Origin of the sequence: Trinickia sp. (assembly GCF_051953405.1) — a bacterium.
Lineage (GTDB): Bacteria > Pseudomonadota > Gammaproteobacteria > Burkholderiales > Burkholderiaceae > Trinickia.
Genome location: NZ_JBQCIV010000073.1, coordinates 1 through 20,098, shown reverse-complemented (window position 1 = coordinate 20,098; position 20,098 = coordinate 1). Strand labels below are relative to the sequence as shown.

Annotated in this window: 15 protein-coding genes; 1 reads left to right on the top strand and 14 read right to left on the bottom strand. The window is 64.3% G+C overall.

The genetic code is table 11. The features are described from left to right. The 14 genes from murC to ACTHN9_RS12460 form a co-directional block, all read right to left on the bottom strand. Window positions 1-1,392, bottom strand: coding sequence for a UDP-N-acetylmuramate--L-alanine ligase (murC, locus tag ACTHN9_RS12525; RefSeq protein ID WP_440537086.1), 1,392 nt, complete (start codon window positions 1,390-1,392; stop codon window positions 1-3). Further along, complete coding sequence (gene murG / locus ACTHN9_RS12520; protein ID WP_440537085.1) at window positions 1,389-2,495, bottom strand: undecaprenyldiphospho-muramoylpentapeptide beta-N-acetylglucosaminyltransferase; 1,107 nt, start codon at window positions 2,493-2,495, stop codon at window positions 1,389-1,391. The genes murC and murG overlap by 4 nt, the downstream gene beginning before the upstream one ends. Beyond that, window positions 2,492-3,769 carry a putative lipid II flippase FtsW gene (gene ftsW / locus ACTHN9_RS12515; protein WP_440537084.1) on the bottom strand — a complete coding sequence of 426 codons (1,278 nt, stop codon included), beginning with the start codon at window positions 3,767-3,769 and terminating at the stop codon, window positions 2,492-2,494. Before ftsW ends, murG begins: the two co-directional genes overlap by 4 nt. Further along, a complete protein-coding gene (gene murD / locus ACTHN9_RS12510; protein WP_440537083.1) occupies window positions 3,766-5,295 on the bottom strand; it encodes a UDP-N-acetylmuramoyl-L-alanine--D-glutamate ligase in 1,530 nt (509 codons plus the stop codon). The genes ftsW and murD overlap by 4 nt, the downstream gene beginning before the upstream one ends. Before the next feature lie 61 nt (window positions 5,296-5,356). Next, window positions 5,357-6,526: a phospho-N-acetylmuramoyl-pentapeptide-transferase gene (gene mraY / locus ACTHN9_RS12505; RefSeq protein ID WP_440537082.1), complete on the bottom strand. Its 1,170-nt coding sequence runs from the start codon at window positions 6,524-6,526 to the stop codon at window positions 5,357-5,359. Between the two features lie 15 nt (window positions 6,527-6,541). Further along, window positions 6,542-8,029, bottom strand: coding sequence for a UDP-N-acetylmuramoyl-tripeptide--D-alanyl-D-alanine ligase (locus tag ACTHN9_RS12500; protein ID WP_440537081.1), 1,488 nt, complete (start codon window positions 8,027-8,029; stop codon window positions 6,542-6,544). Further along, a complete protein-coding gene (locus tag ACTHN9_RS12495; protein WP_440537080.1) occupies window positions 8,026-9,567 on the bottom strand; it encodes a UDP-N-acetylmuramoyl-L-alanyl-D-glutamate--2,6-diaminopimelate ligase in 1,542 nt (513 codons plus the stop codon). The genes ACTHN9_RS12500 and ACTHN9_RS12495 overlap by 4 nt, the downstream gene beginning before the upstream one ends. Beyond that, window positions 9,564-11,399, bottom strand: a complete 1,836-nt coding sequence (locus tag ACTHN9_RS12490) for a peptidoglycan D,D-transpeptidase FtsI family protein (RefSeq protein WP_440537079.1) — start codon at window positions 11,397-11,399, stop codon at window positions 9,564-9,566. The genes ACTHN9_RS12495 and ACTHN9_RS12490 overlap by 4 nt, the downstream gene beginning before the upstream one ends. Further along, window positions 11,396-11,806, bottom strand: a complete 411-nt coding sequence (gene ftsL, locus ACTHN9_RS12485) for a cell division protein FtsL (RefSeq protein WP_440537078.1) — start codon at window positions 11,804-11,806, stop codon at window positions 11,396-11,398. The genes ACTHN9_RS12490 and ftsL overlap by 4 nt, the downstream gene beginning before the upstream one ends. Further along, entirely contained in the window at window positions 11,803-12,744 is a 942-nt protein-coding gene (gene rsmH / locus ACTHN9_RS12480; protein ID WP_440537077.1) for a 16S rRNA (cytosine(1402)-N(4))-methyltransferase RsmH, read from the bottom strand. The genes ftsL and rsmH overlap by 4 nt, the downstream gene beginning before the upstream one ends. 25 nt (window positions 12,745-12,769) lie before the next feature. Beyond that, window positions 12,770-13,198: a division/cell wall cluster transcriptional repressor MraZ gene (gene mraZ, locus ACTHN9_RS12475; protein ID WP_102643981.1), complete on the bottom strand. Its 429-nt coding sequence runs from the start codon at window positions 13,196-13,198 to the stop codon at window positions 12,770-12,772. 375 nt (window positions 13,199-13,573) lie between these two features. Further along, a complete protein-coding gene (gene coq7 / locus ACTHN9_RS12470; protein WP_440537076.1) occupies window positions 13,574-14,215 on the bottom strand; it encodes a 2-polyprenyl-3-methyl-6-methoxy-1,4-benzoquinone monooxygenase in 642 nt (213 codons plus the stop codon). A gap of 185 nt (window positions 14,216-14,400) precedes the next feature. Beyond that, window positions 14,401-16,122 carry a long-chain fatty acid--CoA ligase gene (locus ACTHN9_RS12465; RefSeq protein ID WP_440537075.1) on the bottom strand — a complete coding sequence of 574 codons (1,722 nt, stop codon included), beginning with the start codon at window positions 16,120-16,122 and terminating at the stop codon, window positions 14,401-14,403. Window positions 16,123-16,243: 121 nt separating this feature from the next. Then, window positions 16,244-18,328, bottom strand: a complete 2,085-nt coding sequence (locus ACTHN9_RS12460; protein WP_440537074.1) for a molybdopterin-containing oxidoreductase family protein — start codon at window positions 18,326-18,328, stop codon at window positions 16,244-16,246. Window positions 18,329-18,595: 267 nt separating this feature from the next. On the opposite strand from ACTHN9_RS12460, the gene ACTHN9_RS12455 reads away from it, so the two are divergent. Then, a complete protein-coding gene (locus ACTHN9_RS12455) occupies window positions 18,596-19,798 on the top strand; it encodes a M20 aminoacylase family protein (RefSeq protein WP_440537073.1) in 1,203 nt (400 codons plus the stop codon). Window positions 19,799-20,098 lie beyond the last annotated feature (300 nt).

Below are 20,098 nucleotides of genomic sequence, written 5' to 3'. Positions count from 1 at the left end.
TCAAACCTTCAATTCCTGAGCCAGGCGACCCGGCACCGCGCCGATCGAGCCTGCACCCATCGTGATCACCACATCGCCGTCGCGCACGAGCGCCGACAGCGCCTGAGGCACTTCATCGACCGTGTCGACGAACGCCGGATCCACCTTGCCCGCCGCGCGAATGGCGCGCGCAAGCGCTTGGCCGTCGGCCGCCACGATCGGCGTTTCGCCGGCCGCGTAAATTTCCGTCAGCACGAGCGCGTCGACGCTCGAGAGCACGCCGACGAAATCCTCGAAACAATCGCGCGTACGCGTGTACCGATGCGGCTGGAAGGCCAGCACGAGCCGCTTGCCCGGGAACGCGCCGCGCGCCGCCGCGATCGTCGCCGCCATCTCGACCGGGTGATGCCCGTAATCGTCGATCAGCGTGTAGGTGCCGCCACCGGTCACGCGCATCTCGCCGTAGCGCTGGAACCGTCTGCCCACACCGGTGAACTCGGCCAGCGCGCGTTGGATATCGGCATCGGCGATGTCGAGTTCGGTGGCGATCGCGATCGCAGCCAATGCGTTCTGCACGTTGTGCGTGCCGGGCATGTTCAGAACGACGTCGAGCGGCGCCGCCCCTTCGCGGATCGCCGTGAAATGCATCTTGCCCTCGCGCGCGAACACGTTGACGGCGCGCACCTGCGCGTCGGGCGCGAAACCATAGCTGATCACGGGCTTCGAGACGAACGGCAGAATCTGGCGCACGTTGGCGCAATCGACGCAGAGCACGGCGATGCCGTAAAACGGCAACCGATGCGTAAATTCGATGAACGCCTGCTTGAGCCGCGCGAAATCGTGGCCGTAGGTGTCCATGTGATCTTCGTCGATGTTCGTGACGACTTCGATCACGGGCAGCAAATTCAGGAACGAGGCATCCGATTCGTCCGCTTCGGCGACGATGAAATCGCCCGTGCCGAGGCGCGCGTTGACGCCGGCGCTCGTCAGGCGTCCGCCGATGACGAAGGTCGGATCGAGCCCGCCCGCCGCCAGCACGCTTGCGACGAGGCTGGTCGTTGTCGTTTTGCCGTGCGTGCCGGCGATCGCAATGCCCTGCTTCAGCCGCATGAGTTCGGCGAGCATGACAGCGCGCGGAACGATCGGCACGTGCTTGCGGCGCGCGGCGAGCACTTCGGGGTTATCGCTGCGCACGGCCGTCGAGACGACGACCGCGTCCGCGCCTTCGATGTTCTGTGCGTCGTGTCCGATCGCAATGCGGGCGCCGAGCGACGCGAGCCGGTCGGTGGATGCGCTGCGGGCCAGATCGGACCCGCTCACGCGATAGCCGAGCGTCACGAGCACTTCCGCGATGCCGCACATGCCGGCGCCGCCGATGCCGACGAAGTGAATATGTTTGACGATGTGTTTCATGACTTTCCTTCTTGGCGCGCAAGCGCCACGGCCGCGCAAACCTGCGCGACGCGATCGGTGGCTTCTGGCTTGGCCAGCAAGCGCGCGCGCTCGGCCATCTCGGCCAGCGTTTCGCGCGTCTGGCTGCGCAGCCAATCCGCTAAATTCTCCGGCGACAAGTCGCGCTGCTGCACGAGCACGGCCGCGTTCTGCGAAGCCAAAAACTCGGCGTTCGTGCTCTGGTGGTCGTCCACCGCGTACGGGAACGGCACGAACAGCGCGGCCACGCCCACAGCCGCCACTTCCGCCACCGTCATGGCGCCCGAGCGGCAAATGACCAGGTCGGCGTCGCCGTAGGCCGCGGCCATGTCGTCGATGAACGGCACGAGGCGCAGCGCCTCGCCGGGCTGAAAACCGGCTTGCGCGTAGTTGGCCTGTAAGGCTTCGATGTGCTTCGCCCCCGCTTGATGCGTCACGTGCGGACGTTCGTTCGCCTCCAGTTGCGCCAGCGCGCGCGGCACGCATTCGTTCAGCGCCGCGGCGCCCAGACTTCCGCCGACGACCAGCACGCGCAATGGCCCCGTGCGGCTCGCATAGCGGGCCTTCGGTTCGGCGGCGTGGCACAGTTCGTCGCGCAGCGGGTTGCCGGTCCACTCGGCGCCGGGCAAGGTGTCCGGGAACGCGACGAGCACGCGCCGAGCGAGCTTGGCGAGCACCTTGTTCGCCAGCCCCGCAACGGAATTTTGTTCGTGCAGCACGAGCGGGCGCCCCGTCAGCGCCGTCATGATCCCGGCCGGAAACGTAATGTAGCCGCCCATGCCGAGCACGACGTCGGGCTTTACGCGCTTAAGCACGCGCACGCTTTCGATGCACGCGCGCAGCAAGTTCAGCGGCAGCATGAGCTTGGTTTTGAGCCCCTTGCCGCGCAGCCCGCCGAAGCGCACGAATTCGATCGGCACGCCGTGCTTCGGAACGAGCGACGCCTCCATGCCCGACGGATTGCCGAGCCAGACCACGCGCCAGCCCCACGCGCGCATGCGATGCGCGACGGCGAGCCCCGGGAAGACGTGTCCGCCGGTGCCGCCGGCCATGACCAAGAGCGTGTGCTGAGGGGTGGTGCTCATACCTTCCCTCCACGCATCAATACTCTGTTCTCGTAGTCCACCCGCATCAGCACGGCCAGCGCAACACAGTTCAGTACGATCCCCGAGCCGCCGTAGCTCACGAGCGGCAGCGTCAGCCCCTTCGTGGGCAGCAAGCCGAGATTCACGCCCATGTTGATGAAGGTCTGCGCGCCGAACCACAAGCCGATGCCCTTGGCCATCAGCCCGGCGAACGTGCGGTCGAGCGCGAGCGCCTGGCGGCCGATCTCGAACGAGCGGCGTACGATCCAGTAAAAGAGCAGGATGACGATGAGCACGCCGACGAACCCGAACTCCTCGCCGATAACGGCGAGAATGAAGTCGGTGTGCGCCTCGGGCAGATAGTTGAGCTTTTCGACGCTGCCGCCGAGGCCAACGCCGAACCATTCTCCGCGGCCGAACGCGATCAGCGAGTGCGTCAATTGATAGGCCTTGCCTTGCGCGTAGCGATCGTCCCACGGATCGAGATAGGCGAAGATCCGCTCCCGCCGCCAGGGCGACGCCCACACCAGAATCGAAAACGTCCCGATGGCGGTCGCCACGAGACCGCCGAACAGCTTGCCGTTCACGCCGCCGAGGAAAAGCACGCCCATCGCGATGGCCGCGACGACCATGAACGCCCCCATGTCGGGCTCGAGCAGCAACAGCGCACCGACAACGCCCACGGCGAAGCCCATCGGCAAGAAACCCTTGGCGAAGCTGTGCATGTGCTCTTGCTTGCGCACGGTGTAGTTCGCCGCGTAGATCGTCACGGCGAGCTTCATGATTTCCGACGGCTGCATGTTCATGAGGCCGAGCGGAATCCAGCGGCGCGCGCCGTTCACCCCCTTGCCGATGTGGGGAATCAGCACGATCACGAGCGCCGCGAGCGCCAGCAGGAAAAGCTTGGGCGCGTATTTGTCCCAAACCGAGATCGGGATCTTGAACACGACGATGGCGACGGCCGAGGCGAGCGTCAGCGAAATCACGTGACGCAGCAGGAACGCATACGTGTGATAAGCCGCGTATTTGGGCGAGTCCGGCATCGCGATCGACGCCGAATAGACCATCACGACGCCGAGCGCGAGCAGCGCGATAACGACCCACAGCAGCGCGTGATCGTAATCGAGCATGCGCGAGCGCACCGGACGCATGCCGCTCACGGCACTGGCGAGCCCACCCATGCCCGTGCTACCGGCGCGGCCGGCCTGGGCGGGTTTGCCGCCCGCCGCATCGCGTTGCATGAGGCGCGAGCCGAAGCGATCGGTCCAGCTCATAGCATCGTCCCCCGCTCCGCCGCGATGTCCTCGACCGTGCTACGGAAGACGGCCGCGCGATGGGCATAATTGTCGAACATGTCGAAGCTCGCGCAGGCCGGCGAGAGCAATACCGCATCGCCGGTTTGCGCGAGCGCGCTAGCCGCTCGCGTCGCCGCTTCCAGGGTAGGGTGATCGACGAGCGTCACGCCCGTCTCGGCGAGCGCTTCGCGGATACGCGGCGCATCGCGGCCAATCAGCATGACGGCGCGGCACCAGCGCTCGGCAGGACGCGCAAGCGGCTCGAAGTCTTGCCCCTTGCCGTCGCCGCCGGCAATCAGCACGACGCGCTGAGCCAGCCCGTCGAGGGCCGCCACCGTCGCGCCCACGTTCGTCCCCTTGCTGTCGTCGACGTAATCGACGCCGTCGATCGATGCGATCAATTCGACGCGGTGCGGCTCGCCGCGATATTCGCGCAGCCCGTGCAACAGCGGCGCGGCCGGCAGACCGATCGCGCGGGCGAGCGCGAAAGCCGCCAACGCATTGGCCGCGTTGTGCAGGCCGCGGATACGGAGCGCGTCGGAGGGCATCAAGCGCGTGAGCGCGATCTCGGTCGCGGCGGCTGCTTCTTGGCGACGGCGGCGCGGACTCGTCGTTTCGTCCGACGGGTCTCGTTCGCGCGCTTGTGCGAGCCAGTTGATGCCGTTTTCGCGGGCGAGCCCGTAATCGCCCAAGCGCGTCGGCTCGTTCAAGCCGAATGTGACATAGGACGCGCCGGCCTCGCCCGGCGCCTGCGCACGCGGCGCCAGCGCCATCGTGCGGGCATCGTCGCGGTTGAGCACGCGCACAGTGCCCGCCCCGAAGATGCGCCCTTTCGCACGCGCATAGGCGTCGAGCCCGCCGTGCCAATCGAGGTGATCCTGCGTGATGTTGAGCACGGCCGCCGCGTCGGGCGCGAACGTATGCGAGGTTTCGAGCTGGAAGCTCGACAGTTCGAGCACCCAGATGTCCGGCAGCGTGGCACCATCGATCGCATCCATCAGACGATCGAGCATCGACGGGCTGATGTTGCCGGCGACGGCCACTTTTTTGCCGGCGCGCTCGCACAGTTGCCCCGTCATGCTGGTGGTCGTCGTCTTGCCGTTCGTCCCGGTGATCGCCACGACTTTCGGCGCATAGCCGCTTTCGCGCAGATGGCCCAGCGCCTGCGCGAAAAATTCCACCTCGCCCCATATCGGAATGCCACGCTCGCGCGCACTCGCGATGAGCGGCACGAGATCTTGCGCCAGCGGCGACAGGCCCGGGCTCAGCGCGACGAGTTCGATCCCGCCGTCGAGCAGCGCAGGCGCAAACGCGCCGCCGACGAACTCGGCGTCGATTCCATGCGTGCCGAGCGCCGCTAGGTTCGGCGGCGCCTCGCGCGTATCGGCGACACGCAAACGGCACCCCTGGCGCGAACACCAGCGCGCCATCGCGAGGCCCGATTCACCGAGCCCCAGCACGAGCACCATCGGCCTTTGCCGATCTCGAAACATCTCGCCGAACATCGCTTGCTTTCCCTTTTCCTTTGCGTTTCGTTTCGCTTGTTTCCGCTTTACGCCGCGCGAATCAGCGCAGCTTCAGCGTGGACAACCCGATGAGACAGAGCATCAATGTAATGATCCAAAAGCGCACGACGACTTGCGTCTCCTTCCACCCCGACAACTCGAAGTGATGGTGCAGCGGCGCCATCTTGAAGATGCGTCGCCCTTCGCCGTAGCGCTTCTTCGTGTACTTGAACCACAGCACTTGCAGCATGACCGAGAGGGTTTCGGCCACGAAAATGCCGCCCATGATGAACAGGACGATCTCTTGCCGGACGATGACGGCGATCGTGCCCAGCGCGCCGCCCAGCGCGAGCGCGCCGACATCGCCCATGAAGACCTGCGCCGGGTGCGTGTTGTACCAGAGGAACGCGAGCCCGGCCCCGCCCATCGCCGAACAGAAGATCAAGAGTTCGCCCGCGCCCGGAATGTGCGGGAACAGCAAGTACTTCGAATACACCGAGCTGCCCATCACATAGGCGAAGACGCCGAGCGACGCCCCGACGAGCACGACGGGCATGATGACGAGTCCGTCCAGGCCGTCTGTCAGATTGACGGCGTTGCTCGCACCGACGATGACGAGGTAGGTCAGCGCGATGAAACCCCACACACCGAGCGGATAGCTGATCGACTTCAGGAACGGCAGCATCAGGTCGGCACGCGCCGGCAGCCCCATCGACAAGCCGCTGCGCACCCACGCCATGAACAGATCGAAGACGCGGACATTGCTCGCCTCGGACACGCTGAACGCGAGATAGACGGCCGCGAACAACCCGATCACCGACTGCCAGAAGTACTTCTCGCGCGACGACATGCCGCGCGGATCCTTGTAGACGACCTTGCGATAATCGTCCACCCAGCCGATCACGCCGAAGCCGAACGTCACGAGGATCACGATCCAAATGAAGCGGTTCGTCAAATCGGCCCACAACAGCGTCGAGACGGCGATCGCGATCAAAATCAATACGCCGCCCATCGTCGGCGTACCCGATTTGACGAGGTGCGTTTGCGGCCCGTTGGTGCGCACCGCTTGCCCGACCTTCATTTCCGTCAGCTTGCGGATCACCCACGGCCCGCACACGAGCCCGATAACGAGCGCGGTGATGGTGGCCATCACCGCGCGAAACGTCAGATAGCTGAATACGCGCAAAAAGCTTGCGTCGTTCTGCAGCCATTGCGCCAGCACCAGCAGCATGCTCTTCCTTCTCTTTCAATGCGTATCGGGCGCGGCGCCCGGTACGACGGGTGGTTGTTGAGCGGTCAGCGCATCCACGACGCGCTCCATCCGCATGAAACGCGAACCTTTCACGAGCAGCGTCGCGCTCGCTCCGATGCCCACCTGCAGCAAGTAGTCGGTGAGCGCCGCGGCGTCCTCGAAATGGCGCGCTGGGTGCTGGCCGAAAGCCGAGCCCAAGGCGGATCCCGAGCCTGCACCCGTGTCGGCCGGCTGCGCCGCGTCGAATGCCGCGCACGACTCGGGCGTCGCGTCGCCGAGCGCCAGCAGCAGGTCGATACCGCGCTCGCGCGCGTACGCGCCCACTTCCCGGTGAAACGCCGGGCCGTTGTCGCCCACTTCGCCCATATCGCCCATGACGAGCACGCGCGGTGCCGCGCGCGCCGCCAGCACGTCGATCGCCGCGCGCATCGAGTCGGGATTCGCGTTGTACGTGTCGTCGATGACGGTCGCGCCAGCCAACGCGCCCGCCACCGCGCGCTTCGTCTGCAGACGGCCCTTCACGGGCGAAAACGCTTCGAGTCCGCGTGCGATCGCATCGAGCGAGACGTTTGCGGCGATCGCGGCAGCCGTTGCCGCCAACGCATTGCGGGCGTTGTGTTCGCCGAGCACCGGCAGCGTGACGGCGAACTCGCCCATCGGCGTATGCACACGCAAACGGTTGCCCTGCAGCACACCCTTGACCGCCGCGGCGCCTGCAGCGCCACCTTGCGAAGCGTCTTCGAGCGCGAAATCGACGATCCGGTTCCCCGTCGCCGCCACGCGCCAGATGCCGGCATAGGCGTCGTCGGCCGGAAACACGGCCGTGCCATCGGCCGGCAGTGCGTGAATGACGCTCGCGTGTTCGAGCGCGACCGCCTCGACGGTCGCCATGAATTCTTGGTGTTCGCGCTGCGCGTTGTTCACGAGCGCGATGGTGGGCAATGCGATCTTGGCGAGCACATCCGTTTCGCCGGGATGATTCATCCCCACCTCGATCACGGCGAGCCGATGCGTCGAATTCAAGCGCAGCAACGTGAGCGGCAATCCCACGTCGTTGTTGAAGTTGCCGGCCGTGGCCAGGCGCGCCGATTCGCCGACCGCTTGCGCGAAAATCGACGCGATCATCTCTTTGACGGTCGTCTTGCCGTTGCTGCCCGTCACCGCGACGAGCGGCAGCGAGAACCGGCCGCGCCAGCCGCGTGCGAGCGCGCCGAGCGCGGCCCGCGTGTCGGGCACGATCAGAGCGGGCACGTGCCAGCCGTCCGGCACATGCGTCGCGACCACCGCACTTGCGCCGCGCGCGGCGACGTCCGGCAAGAAGGCGTGCGCATCGAATCGATCGCCCTTCAGGGCGACAAACAGCTCGCCGGGCCCCGTCGTTCGGCTGTCGGTCCCGATACGGTCGAACACGGCGGAATCGTCGCCGATGACAACAGCGCCCGGAACGAGTTGCGCGGCTTGCGCCAGCGAAAGCATCGTCATTGTTCGCCTCCCCGCGAATGCGTCGCACGCGCGGCAAGCGCGAGGCGGGCGTGGTCCTGATCGGAGAAGACGCGCTTTTTACCCATGATTTCCTGTGTCGCCTCGTGCCCCTTGCCGGCCAGCAGCACGACGTCCTCGCGCGCGGCGCCACGTACCGCGTGCAAGATGGCGTTCGCGCGATCCTCGATGCGGCGCGCCTTGTCCGGATGCGTCATGCCGGCGACGATCTGATCGATGATCGCGGCCGGGGCTTCGCTGCGCGGGTTGTCGCTGGTGACGACGACGGCGTCGGCCCGCTTTTCCGCGATCGCGCCCATGAGCGGGCGCTTGGTCGCGTCGCGATCTCCACCGCAGCCGAACATGCACACGAGCTGCCCGCCGCGCGCTTGGGCCATCGGCCGCAATGCGTCCAGCGTCTTCTCGAGCGCATCGGGCGTGTGCGCGTAGTCGACGACGACAAGCGGCTCATCGCTGGCGATTCGGCCGCCGAGCCGCTGCATGCGCCCGTTGACAGGCTCGAGCTTCGAGAGTTGAGCGAGCGCATCGGCGAGCGGGACGTCGGCGGCCAGCAGCGCGCCGAGCACACCGAGCAGATTGCTGACGTTGAATTCGCCGAGCGTGCCGACTTCGACATCGGCCGCCCCCCAGTCCGACGCCAAATGAAACGCCGTGCCGGTTGCCGTGGCGCGCACATTCGTCGCTACCAGGGCGGCGTGCGCGCTCGGCGCTTCGCTCGTCGCGCCGATCCCGTATACGATGGTCGGCATCCGCGGCTGCGTGTGCGCGATCAGGCGACGCCCGGCCGCGTCGTCGCGGTTGATGACCGCGGTCTTGAGGGTCGGCCAATCGAACAGCTTCGCCTTGGCCGCCTCGTAGGCCTCGAACGTATGGTGATAGTCGAGGTGATCTTGCGTGAGATTGGTGAACACCGCGATATCGAATGCCGTGCCGTTCACGCGACCTTGATGCAACGCGTGCGACGACACCTCCATCGACACCGCGCGCGCACCGGCCGCGGCCAGTTGAGCGAGCGAGCGCTGCATCTGCGGGGCGTCCGGTGTCGTGAAACCGGTATGAACGAGATGCCCCGACATCCCCGTGCCGAGCGTACCGATCACGGCGCACGGTTCGCCGAGCGCCGTCAAGGCCGCGGCGATCCACTGCGAGCACGAGGTTTTGCCGTTGGTCCCCGTCACGCCGATCATGCGCATCGATTCGCTCGGCGCACCGTACCAGCGGCTTGCGATTTCACCGGCTAGCCGGTCGAGGTGCGGCACGGCGTGCGCGCGAGCGGGATCGACTTGGCCCGAAAAACCCTCGGGTTGATAAAGCACGGCGGCGGCGCCGCGCTCGAATGCGCTGGCGATGTGCCCACGGCTATCGGCGCCGTCGACTGCATACGCGAAAAAAACATCGCCGGCCGCGAGCGTGCGCGTATCGGCGTGCAACTGTGCGGTGGCTGCCGCATGCGCGCGCAGCCAATCGAGCGCATCGGAGCATTCCCGGTGCATGGCATCCTCGTCGTGGGGAGCGTTCATCGGACGACCCCCGGGTGAGCGTGTGCGTCGGCCGACACCGTCATCGCACGAGCGGGCGCGAACGGCGCACCCTTGCCCGCGGCCTTGACGGAATCGTCGGACACGACGAGCTGCTTGACCGGCATATCGGGCGGCACGTTCAACGCGCGCAGCGTATCGCCGACGATCCCCGAAAACACGGGGCCGGACACATAGCCGCCGAAGTGGCTGCCGGCGGTGGGCTGATCGATCGAAACGGCGACAACGATGCGCGGATTCGGCATCGGGGCCATCCCGACGAACGAAGCGCGATACTTCGAACGATCGTAGCCGTGCGCCGTGTGCACGTAGGCGGTACCGCTCTTGCCGCCCACGCGGTAGCCGGGCACGGCCGCCTCGGGCGACGTGCCCTCCTTCGTCACGACCGATTCGAGCATCGTGCGCACTTCGCGCGCCGTCGTCGGCGAGAAGATCTGCGGCCCGACCGCCGGCTGGTTCTGATCCGTCCTGAAGATCGAGACGGGCATGATCTGGCCGTCGTGTGCGATCGAGGTATAGGCGCGCGCGAGTTGGAACAAGGAGACCGATAAACCATAGCCATACGACATGGTCGCCTGCTCGATACGGCGCCAGCTCTTCCAAGGCCGCAAACGGCCTGCCGCGGCCCCCGGGAAGCCCACCTTCGGCGCCTGGCCAAGCCCGATGCTCGTATACATATTCCACATCTCTTCGGGCTTGAGCGTCATCGCGATTTTCGTCGCGCCGATGTTGCTCGACTTTTGCAGCACCCCGCCGATGTCGAGCACGCCGTTGGCGCTGTCGTCGGTAATCGTGGCCCCGTCGAGCGTGAATTTTCCGTTACCGGTATCGACGAGCGTATGGGGCGTGACGCGATGCAGATCGAGCGCGAGCGACACCGTGAACGGCTTCATGATCGAGCCCGGTTCGAACACGTCCGTGAGCGCGCGATTACGTAGCTGTTCGCCGGTCAGATGCGATCGATCATTGGGGTTGTACGTCGGATAATTGACGAGTGCGAGGACGTTGCCCGTGCGCACGTCCACGACGATCGCGGCGCCGGCCTTGGCCTTCGATTTCTCGACCGCCGCCTTCAGATTCGAATAGGCGATGTACTGAATCTTGCTGTCGATCGACAGTTCAACGTCTTGACCGTTATGCGGCACGACCTGCTCGTCGACGTCTTCGATGACGTGCCCCATCCGGTCTTTGATGACGCGACGAATGCCGGGCGTGCCCGAGAGCAGCTTCTGATCGCTGAGTTCGACGCCTTCCTGGCCTTCGTCTTCGATATTGGTGAAGCCGACCAAGTGCGCCGTGATTTCGCCTTCCGGATAAAAGCGCTTGTACTCGGTACGCTGGTAGATGCCGGGAATCTTGAGCGCTTCGATTTGCTCGGCGATATCGACCGGCACCTGGCGCTTCACATAAACGAACGTTTTGTCCTCGGAGAGCTTCGCGTGCAGCTCCTTTTGCGTCATGCCGAGCAATTTGCCGAGCGCGGCGAGCTTGGCCGGATCGAGGTCTTCCGGCACCGACTCCGGAATGGCCCAGATGGCCCGTACCGGCAAGCTCGTGGCGAGCACGAGCCCGTTGCGGTCGAGGATTTTGCCGCGCGTGGCGGGCAGCCCGATCGTCCGCTCGTAGCGGCTTTCGCCCTGCTTCTGATAGAAGGCGTTGCCCGGGCCCTGAATCCAAAACGCCCGCGCAGCGAGCGCCAGGAAAGCCGTGAACAGCAAGAAGACGACGAGCTTCGAGCGCCACATCGGCAACCGCACGGACAGGACCGGGCTCGACGAGAACGTGACGCTTTTCGTTTTGGAGGCGTGCTTCATCGCGCCCCTCCGCGGTTTGCGGTGCGGTTCGCGGGGCGGTTTGCTCCACGGTTAGCGGGTTCATTCGCCCGCTTGGCCGCGCGCGGCGCGGGTGCGCTTGCCGCCAGTACCGGAATCGGCGCGTTCTGGGCCTCGCTCGCACCAGGCGCGAGCGTCAGAAACTGCGTTTCGCCCGTGGAGGCGGGTTGCATCTTCAGCGTAGCGGTGGCGAGCTGTTCGATGCGCGACGTTTTCGAGAGCGCGCTTTGCTGATATTGAAGCTGCGCATAATCCTGCTGAAGTTGATGCTCCTCGGATTGGGCGCGCTCGAGCTGCACGAACAGCTGTCGTTGCTGGTTCGTGGCATTGACGACGGAAAGCGCGCAACCGAGGACGACGATCAGCAGGAATATATTGAGGCGGCTCATGGCGCGACGCGCTCCGCGACGCGCATGACCGCCGAACGGGCACGCGGGTTGGCCTCGAGTTCAAGCGCGCCAGCAAACACCCGGCCGACGATTTTCAACGGCGCGGCGGGCAGATCGACGGCGCGAATCGGCAAGCGACGATCGACAGCAGGCGCACTGGCGTGCGCCTGCATGAATCGCTTCACGATTCGATCCTCGAGCGAATGAAAGCTGATGACCACCAGCCGCCCTCCTTGCTCCAACGACGATAGCGCCGCCTCTAAAACGACTTGCAACTCCGCAAGCTCTTGATTGACGTGAATCCGTATAGCCTGAAAGGTGCGGGTGGCCGGATCCTTGCCCTTCTCACGGGTCTTGACGGCGCGAGCCACGATTTCGGCAAGCTCGCCCGTGCTTGAGAGAGGCCCAAGACGGTCGGACTCTGCCCGGCGAGCAACAAGCGCCTTTGCAATCTGAACAGCAAACCGTTCTTCCCCATAATCTCGAATGACCTCCGTCAGTTCCTGCTGGCTCGCCCGGGCCAACCATTGCGCCGCGGATTCGCCCCGCGTGGGATCCATCCGCATGTCGAGCGGACCGTCCGCGCGAAAGCTGAAACCGCGCGTGGGGTCGTCCAACTGCGGCGACGACACGCCAAGGTCCAGCAGCACGCCGGCGACACGCTCGATACCGCGCGTCGCCAGCGCCGGCGCCAACGACGCAAAACTCTCGTGCACGATCTCGAAGCGCGGATCGCCGATCGCTCGCGCTGTCGCGATCGCCTGCGGATCTTTATCGAAGGCGATGAGCCGCCCGGCCTCGCCGAGCTTCGCGAGTACCGCCCGGCTATGACCGCCGCGTCCGAAGGTACCGTCGACATAGATGCCGTCCGGACGCGTCACTAACGCGTTCACCGCTTCGTTAAGCAGCACCGTGCGATGCTGCAATTCGTTTTCCATCGCAGCGCCTTATCTCAACCCGCGATCAAAACGTGAAATTCTTCAGCGCGTCGGGCATGCCCTGCGCCATCGCCGCCTGCTCCTTGGCTGCGTAAGTCTGTGCATCCCACAGTTCGAAGTGGCTTCCCATGCCCAGCAACATGATTTCCTTTTCCAGCCCCGCGGCCATGCGCAATTCCGGCGAGACGAGAATGCGTCCCGCGCTATCGAGATCGACGTCGGAGGCGTTACCGAGAAAGATCCGCCGCCACCAATGAGCATCCATCGGCAATGCGGCGATCTTGGTGCGGAAGACTTCCCATTCGGGGCGAGGGAACAGCAATAGGCAACCGTCCGGGTGCTTCGTGAGCGTCACCCGTCCTTGTGCCTCGCCTTGCAGCGCCTCGCGATACCGAGAGGGCACGGACATCCGCCCTTTCGCATCGAGCGTCAGCGCCGACGCCCCCTGAAACACCTTTCTCTCCCCTTCGGAGCACTACGCTCCATCCCTCGAAAACCAGCCGGAATGATCCGAACAATCCACAAAAATACACTTTCTCACACTGTCTCCCACTTTAGAGTAAGCCCCCAGGCGGGTCAAGGGAGAAACCCGTTTTTTCGCCGAAATTTGTTTGTTAGAACAAGGACTTACGTGCGAGCGTTCATGCAGGGTGAGAAACTGAAAAACGTTATAAAAGAATGAACTAGTGCATTTTGTGAATGTGATACATGAAAAGCTCGCGGCGCGCACCGGCGCGGCAAGCGCGGCAAGCCTGTAAAAAGGGATGAAGACGCGGGTCGAATCGGATAAATCGACGAGCGACGCGAGTGCGCCGCTCCCACTGCGGGGTTAAACGTAATAGGCCGTTTGCGTCATGACTTTCGACGCCGCGCGCATCAGTGCCTTGACCGGCGCGGGCAGCTCGGCACCGCCGGCCTCGGTGGCCGACTGGCCGTGCGAACGCTCGTCGTCGCGCATTTGCGCGACGATCGCACGCGATTGCAGGTCGGCGTCCGGCAGCGTCGTCAAGTGGCCTTCCAGGTGCCGCTCGACTTGACGCTCCGTTTCGGCCATGAAACCGAGGCTCGCCTTGTCGCCGAGGCAGCCTGCGGCGAAACCGATCGCGAGCGCGCCGGTGTACCAGAGCGGATTGAGTAGGCTGGGACGGGAATCGAGTTCGCGCAACCGTGCCGCAGTCCACGCGAGGTGATCCTCCTCTTCGCTCGCGGCATGCTCGAAGGCTTCCTTGAGCGCGGGGGAACGCGTTGCCAGCTTTTGCGCCTGATAGAGCGCTTGTGCGCAAATCTCGCCGACGTGGTTCACGCGCATGAGGGCTGCCGAATGCGCGCGCTCGGGCAGCGTGAGTTCGGCCGCCGCGGGTGCCGCGGTGTCGAGCGGTTCTGGGGTGGGGATCGGTCGGTTCATGCGGCTCACGCCGACGATCGATCGCAGTCCACGGTCAAATTCGGTAATCAACTCGTCCAGCGTCATTGCACTCTCCATGCAGCGCAGCAAAACGGCCGCCCGCGAAGGCATGCCGTGCTGCGCCGGACCGCGGGTTTCGCCGGCGCAGCATGACGCACACGCTTAGTTCAGAGCAAAACCGCGACTAATCGTGCATTTTAGACGATGTTGCGCAATGCATATAGCATTGGCGGCTTTGCCGCACCGCCGCACTAAGCGCTACGCTCTTGGGGCTCCTGCGCAACCGGCGCGGCCGGGCGCGCAGCGGGCGCATCGCGCAATTCCCGGCGCAAGATCTTGCCGACATTCGTCTTCGGCAATTCAGTACGGAACTCGACGATCTTCGGCCGCTTGTAGCCCGTCAGTTGCTCCTTGCAGAAGGCGATGACATCGGCTTGGGTGAGCGCTTGATCCCGTTTGACAATGACGAGTTTCACCGCCTCTCCCGAGTGCTCGTCGGGTATACCGACGGCCGCCACTTCGAGCACGCCCGGGTGTTTCGCGACGACGTCCTCGATCTCGTTCGGATAGACGTTGAACCCCGAAACCAAGATCATGTCCTTCTTGCGATCGATGATTTTGAAGTAGCCGCGCTCGTCCATGATGCCGATGTCGCCGGTTTTGAAGAAGCCGTCGGCCGTCATGACCTTCGCCGTCTCGTCGGGGCGATTCCAGTAGCCAACCATGACCTGCGGGCCGCGGATGCAGATCTCGCCGGGTTGGCCGACCGGCATTTCGTTGCCGTCGTCGTCGCGAATCGATAGCTCCGTCGACGGGATCGGCAATCCGATCGTCCCGCTGAACTCGGTCGCCGTAACGGGATTGCAGCAGGCGCTCGGCGACGTTTCCGACAAGCCGTAGCCTTCGATCACGGGGACACGAGTACGCTCGTACCAACGCTTGGCCACGGCCTCTTGCAGCGCCATCCCCCCGGCATTGGCCACCATGAGCTTCGAGAAATCGAGCTTACCGAAGTCCGGGTGATTGAGCATGGCGTTATACAAGGTATTCACCGCCGGGAAGCAGTTGATCTTGTAGCCCTGCAACTGTTTGATCATGCCGGCGATGTCGCGCGGATTCGGGATGAGCACGCCGAGGCCGCCGGTTCGGATGGTCAGCATCGCGCACACCGTCAACGCATAGATGTGATAGAGCGGCAAGGCGATGACGTTGACGATTTGGTCGACCTCGGGATGCAGCGCATGCGCCGGCTCGTGCCACGCCGCCGATTGCAGCACGTTCGCGACGATGTTCCCGTGGGTCAGCGTGGCGCCCTTGGCCACACCCGTCGTGCCCCCCGTGTATTGGAGGAAGGCGACGTCGTCGCGCGTGAGCGCCGCCGGGGCGAACGGCAACCGGGCGCCCTGCGCGAGCACATCGTTGAATTTGACGTGACCGGGCAGGCTCCACGCCGGCACCATCTTCTTCACGCGCCGCACGACGAAATTTACGATGAGGCCCTTCAAGCCCATGAGATCGCCCATCGAGGCGACCACGACATGCTTGATGGCCGTATTGCGGATGACCGCCTGCAGCGTCACCGCGAAATTTTCGAGCAAGACAATGGCTTCGGCGCCGCTGTCCTTGAGCTGATGCTCCAGTTCGCGCGGCGTATAGAGCGGATTGACGTTGACGACAACGTAGCCCGCGCGCAGCACGGCCGCCAAGACCACCGGGTATTGCAGCACGTTCGGCATCATGATCGCGATGCGTGCCCCGCGGGCGAGGCCCTTCGACTCGAACCAGCCGGCTAGCTGTCGAGACATCTCGTCGAGTTCGCCGTAGGTGATCGATTTACCCATGCAGGCGAAGGCCGGCGACGTGCGGTATTGCCGGAAGCTGTCTTCGAGCAAGTCGCCCACCGAGGCGTAGGCCGACGCGTCGATCTCGGCGGGGACGCCGGGCGGATACGACTTCAACCAGATTTTTTCCATGCGGCGTCTCCCAAAATTTTCGAATGATCGTGCTAAAAAAATGCATCCTAGCCGGTCACCTCGCTCGAAACAACCGGATTAGATATCGAATTCGAACCGAGAGAAACCGCTTGCGTAACGATCAGACATCGAGTCGTTCTACCTCGACGAGGCAATCGTAGAAGGTGGCCGAGCCGCCGAGGTCGGTCAGTGCCTGGCTCGTGACCTCGTTCGCGTTGCACCCGTCCGGTGCGAGCTTCTTCCACCAGATCGACAAACCCACGACGACGCCCTCGCGAGCACGGTCCGTCACACGGGCGCGCGCGACGAATGCGCCGCGATCGTTACGGATACGAACGTTATCGCCTTCGCGGATGCCGCGCGGTGCGGCATCGGACGGATGAATGTCGAGATGCGGTTCCCGCTCGACCTCGCGCAAGCTCTCGACGTTCACGAAGGTGCTGTTCAGGAAATGCCGCGCGGGCGGCGAAATCATCGCCAGCGGATAGCGAGCCGCGAGTTCGGGCGAGCCATCGCGCGATTCGTAAGGCGGTAGATAATCGGGCAGTGGATCCTTGCCTTCATCCGCGAGCAATGAGCTGACGAATTCGCACTTGCCGGACGGCGTACGAAAACCGCCTTCGGCAAACGGTGCGTCGGGCAGCTTCAGCTTCGCCCAGCCCGCTTCGTTCAACGTATCCCAATTCACCCCTTCGAGCGTGGGATCGTTCCAGCGCAGTGCGGCTCGCCCGACGGCTTCGTCGCTTTCGAACAGCGCCGGTTCTTCGAGCCCCATGTGCCGGGCAAGACCGCGGAAGATCTCGGTATTGGGCCGCGCTTGGCCGACTGGCGCAATAGCCGGCTGATTCACCATCACGTAGGTATGCCCGTACGAGCGGTGAACGTCTAAATGTTCGAGCTGCGTCGTGGCCGGCAGGACGAGATCGGCATAATCGGCGGTATCCGTTTGAAAATGCTCGAGCACGATCGTGAATAGGTCTTCCCGCGCGAAGCCGGCCGCCACGCGTGCCGAATCGGGGGCCACCGCGACTGGATTCGAGTTGTAGACGACCACCGCTTCGATCTTCGGGCCGAACGAGGCATCGCCCTCATGCAGCAACGCATCGCCGATCACATTCATATTGACGATACGCGGGAGCTTGTCCGGCCAACCGGGGATCAAATCCGGCCGTTGCAGCGCGGCCGTGTCGAACGGCACCCATCCCGACGACGACAACAGCAGGCCGCCCGCTCGATCGCGCCAAGCGCCCGTCAGCGACGGCAGACAGGCAATCGCGCGGGTGGCGTTTCCGCCGCCGCGTACGCGCTGCATGCCGTAATTCAGACGAATCGCCGCTTTGCGCGTCTTGCCGTAAAGCCGCGCAAGGTCCACGAGTTCGTGCTCATCGATGCCGCAAATGCGCGCGACGCGCGCCGGAGGATAGGCCGATGCCCGTTCCTTGAGTGCCTCGAAGCCGACCGTGTGCGCAGCCACATAGGCGTGGTCGATCAAATCCTCGGCGATCAAGACGTGCATCATGCCGAGGGCGAACGCGCCGTCGGTGCCCGGACGCAAGGCAATGTGCTGGTGGCATTTTTCGGCCGTCAGCGAACGATAGGGATCGATGGCGACGAGCCGCGCGCCGCGACGCTTCGCTTCTTGCGCGCGCGTCCAGAAATGCAGGCTCGATGCGATGGGGTTGGCGCCCCAGATCAAAATCAGTTCGCTCTCCTCGAAGAATTCGAGATGCATGCCGAGCGAAGCGCCGTAGGTATATTTGAGCCCCGCCATGCCCGCGGCGGAGCAGATCGCGCGATCGAGCCGCGATGCGCCGAGCTTGTGGAAAAAGCGCTGTGCGATGCTCTCGCCTTGAACGAGGCCCATCGTCCCTGCATAGCTGTAAGGCAATAGCGCCTGCGGCTCGCGCCGCACGATTTCGGAAAGGCGCCCAGCCGCGAGCGAGAGCGCTTCGTCCCAGCCGATCGCTTCGAACCGCCCTTCTCCCTTACGTCCGACACGCTTCAAGGGCGTGGTCAACCGCTGCGCGTGATGGACGCGTTCGGGGTAGCGGGCGACTTTCGTGCAGAGCACGCCTTGCGTCGGCGGGTGATCCGGATCGCCGGTGACCTTGATCGCTTTTCCGTCGGCGACGGTAACCCGCATCGCACATGTGTCGGGGCAATCGTGAGGACAGACGGCGCGGGCAAATTCGAGGGGCGCATTCATGGGCTGCCTTCCGTTAGACGCTCAGCGTCGGTCATCCGACGGGCGGGGCACTAATTCTATTACGTTCGCGCCGCCGGGCCGTGCCAAATTGTCGAGCCGGCGTTGAGGGTAGAATGGTTCGTTCGATAGCGAGACTCATTCGAGAGTCTGTTTACATATGGGACGCGCACGCGGATGCCCCAAACGGAACGTGCGGGACGGGTTGCCGCGGGAATGGCCGCTCCATATGTAAGCAGACCCCAAACCTCACCTTAAGTCGAACGCATCATGAAACTCATTCCTGAAGTCTTGGCCGCGCGAGACGAAATCCAGTCGCTCCGACGAAGCATCCACGCCCATCCCGAACTGCGGTACGAGGAGACGCGCACGGCGGATCTCGTTGCGCAATCTCTCGAGAAATGGGGGCTGCGCGTACACCGAGGGTTGGGCAAGACAGGGGTTGTCGGCGTCCTGAGCAAAGGGAGCGGAGGACGGTCGATCGGCCTGCGGGCCGATATGGACGCGTTGCCGATTCAAGAACTGAACACATTCGAGCATCGCTCGCAAGCACCCGGGAAGATGCACGCTTGCGGGCACGACGGGCACACGGCCATGCTGCTCGGCGCCGCGCGGCACCTCGCGGCGCATGGAACATTCGACGGCACGATCGTCTTCATATTTCAGCCCGCGGAAGAAGGCGGCGCGGGGGCACGGGCGATGATCGAGGACGGCTTGTTCGAGAAGTTTCCAGTGGACGCGGTATTCGGCATCCATAATTGGCCGGGGATGCCGGCTGGCACCTTCGGCGTAACCGACGGCCCGATCATGGCGTCGAGTAACGAATTCCGAATCGACGTCAAAGGCGTGGGCGCGCACGCAGCCATGCCGCACAACGGCCGCGATCCCGTTTTCGCCGCAATTCAAATCGCCAACGCCCTGCAAAGCATCATCACGCGCAACAAGAAGCCGATCGATACTGCGGTGCTCTCGATCACGCAAATTCATGCCGGCGACGCCGTCAACGTCATCCCGAACGATGCGTGGCTTGCCGGGACGGTGCGCACGTTTACGACCGAAACGTTGGATCTGATCGAATCGAGAATGAGCAAGCTCGCCGAGGCGACGGCATCCGCATTCGATTGCTCTGCGGCGGTCACGTTCCACCGGAACTACCCGCCCACGATCAACAGCAGCGCCGAAACGCGTTTTGCGGTCGAGGTGATGCGGGAAATTGTGGGCACGCAAAACGTCGACGACCACACCGAACCGACGATGGGCGCCGAGGATTTTGCCTTCATGCTGCAGGCCAGGCCCGGTTGCTACGCGTTCCTCGGAAACGGCGACGGCGGTCATCGCGAGGCCGGCCACGGCGCCGGGCCGTGCATGCTGCATAACGCCAGCTACGATTTCAACGATGAACTGTTGCCCGTCGGCACCACGTTTTGGGTGCGGCTTGCCGAGCGGTATTTGGCGGAAGGGATTAAGCGGTAAGGCACCGAAGGGCGCTTATGGGCGGTAATGGGTGTAGTTGTTCCGGGACGTGCTTATTGGCGGTAATGGGTGTAGCTATGTCCCCGGGGACTGCTAATTGGCGGTAGTGGTCATAGCCGCTGGGGTGTCGGGGCTTGCTTCCGTCGAACGGCCTTTTACTCCTCCAGCAAGCCCCGACCCCATCGGCGAAACGCGCGGTGGCCCCGAATAAAAGCGTGGCGGGGAACGATCGCTGGTTTTATTTGGCGTGTGAGGGATTTTCGGGCGGTGGGGTGGGCGGGCCCTTGCCGGAGTAAAAGG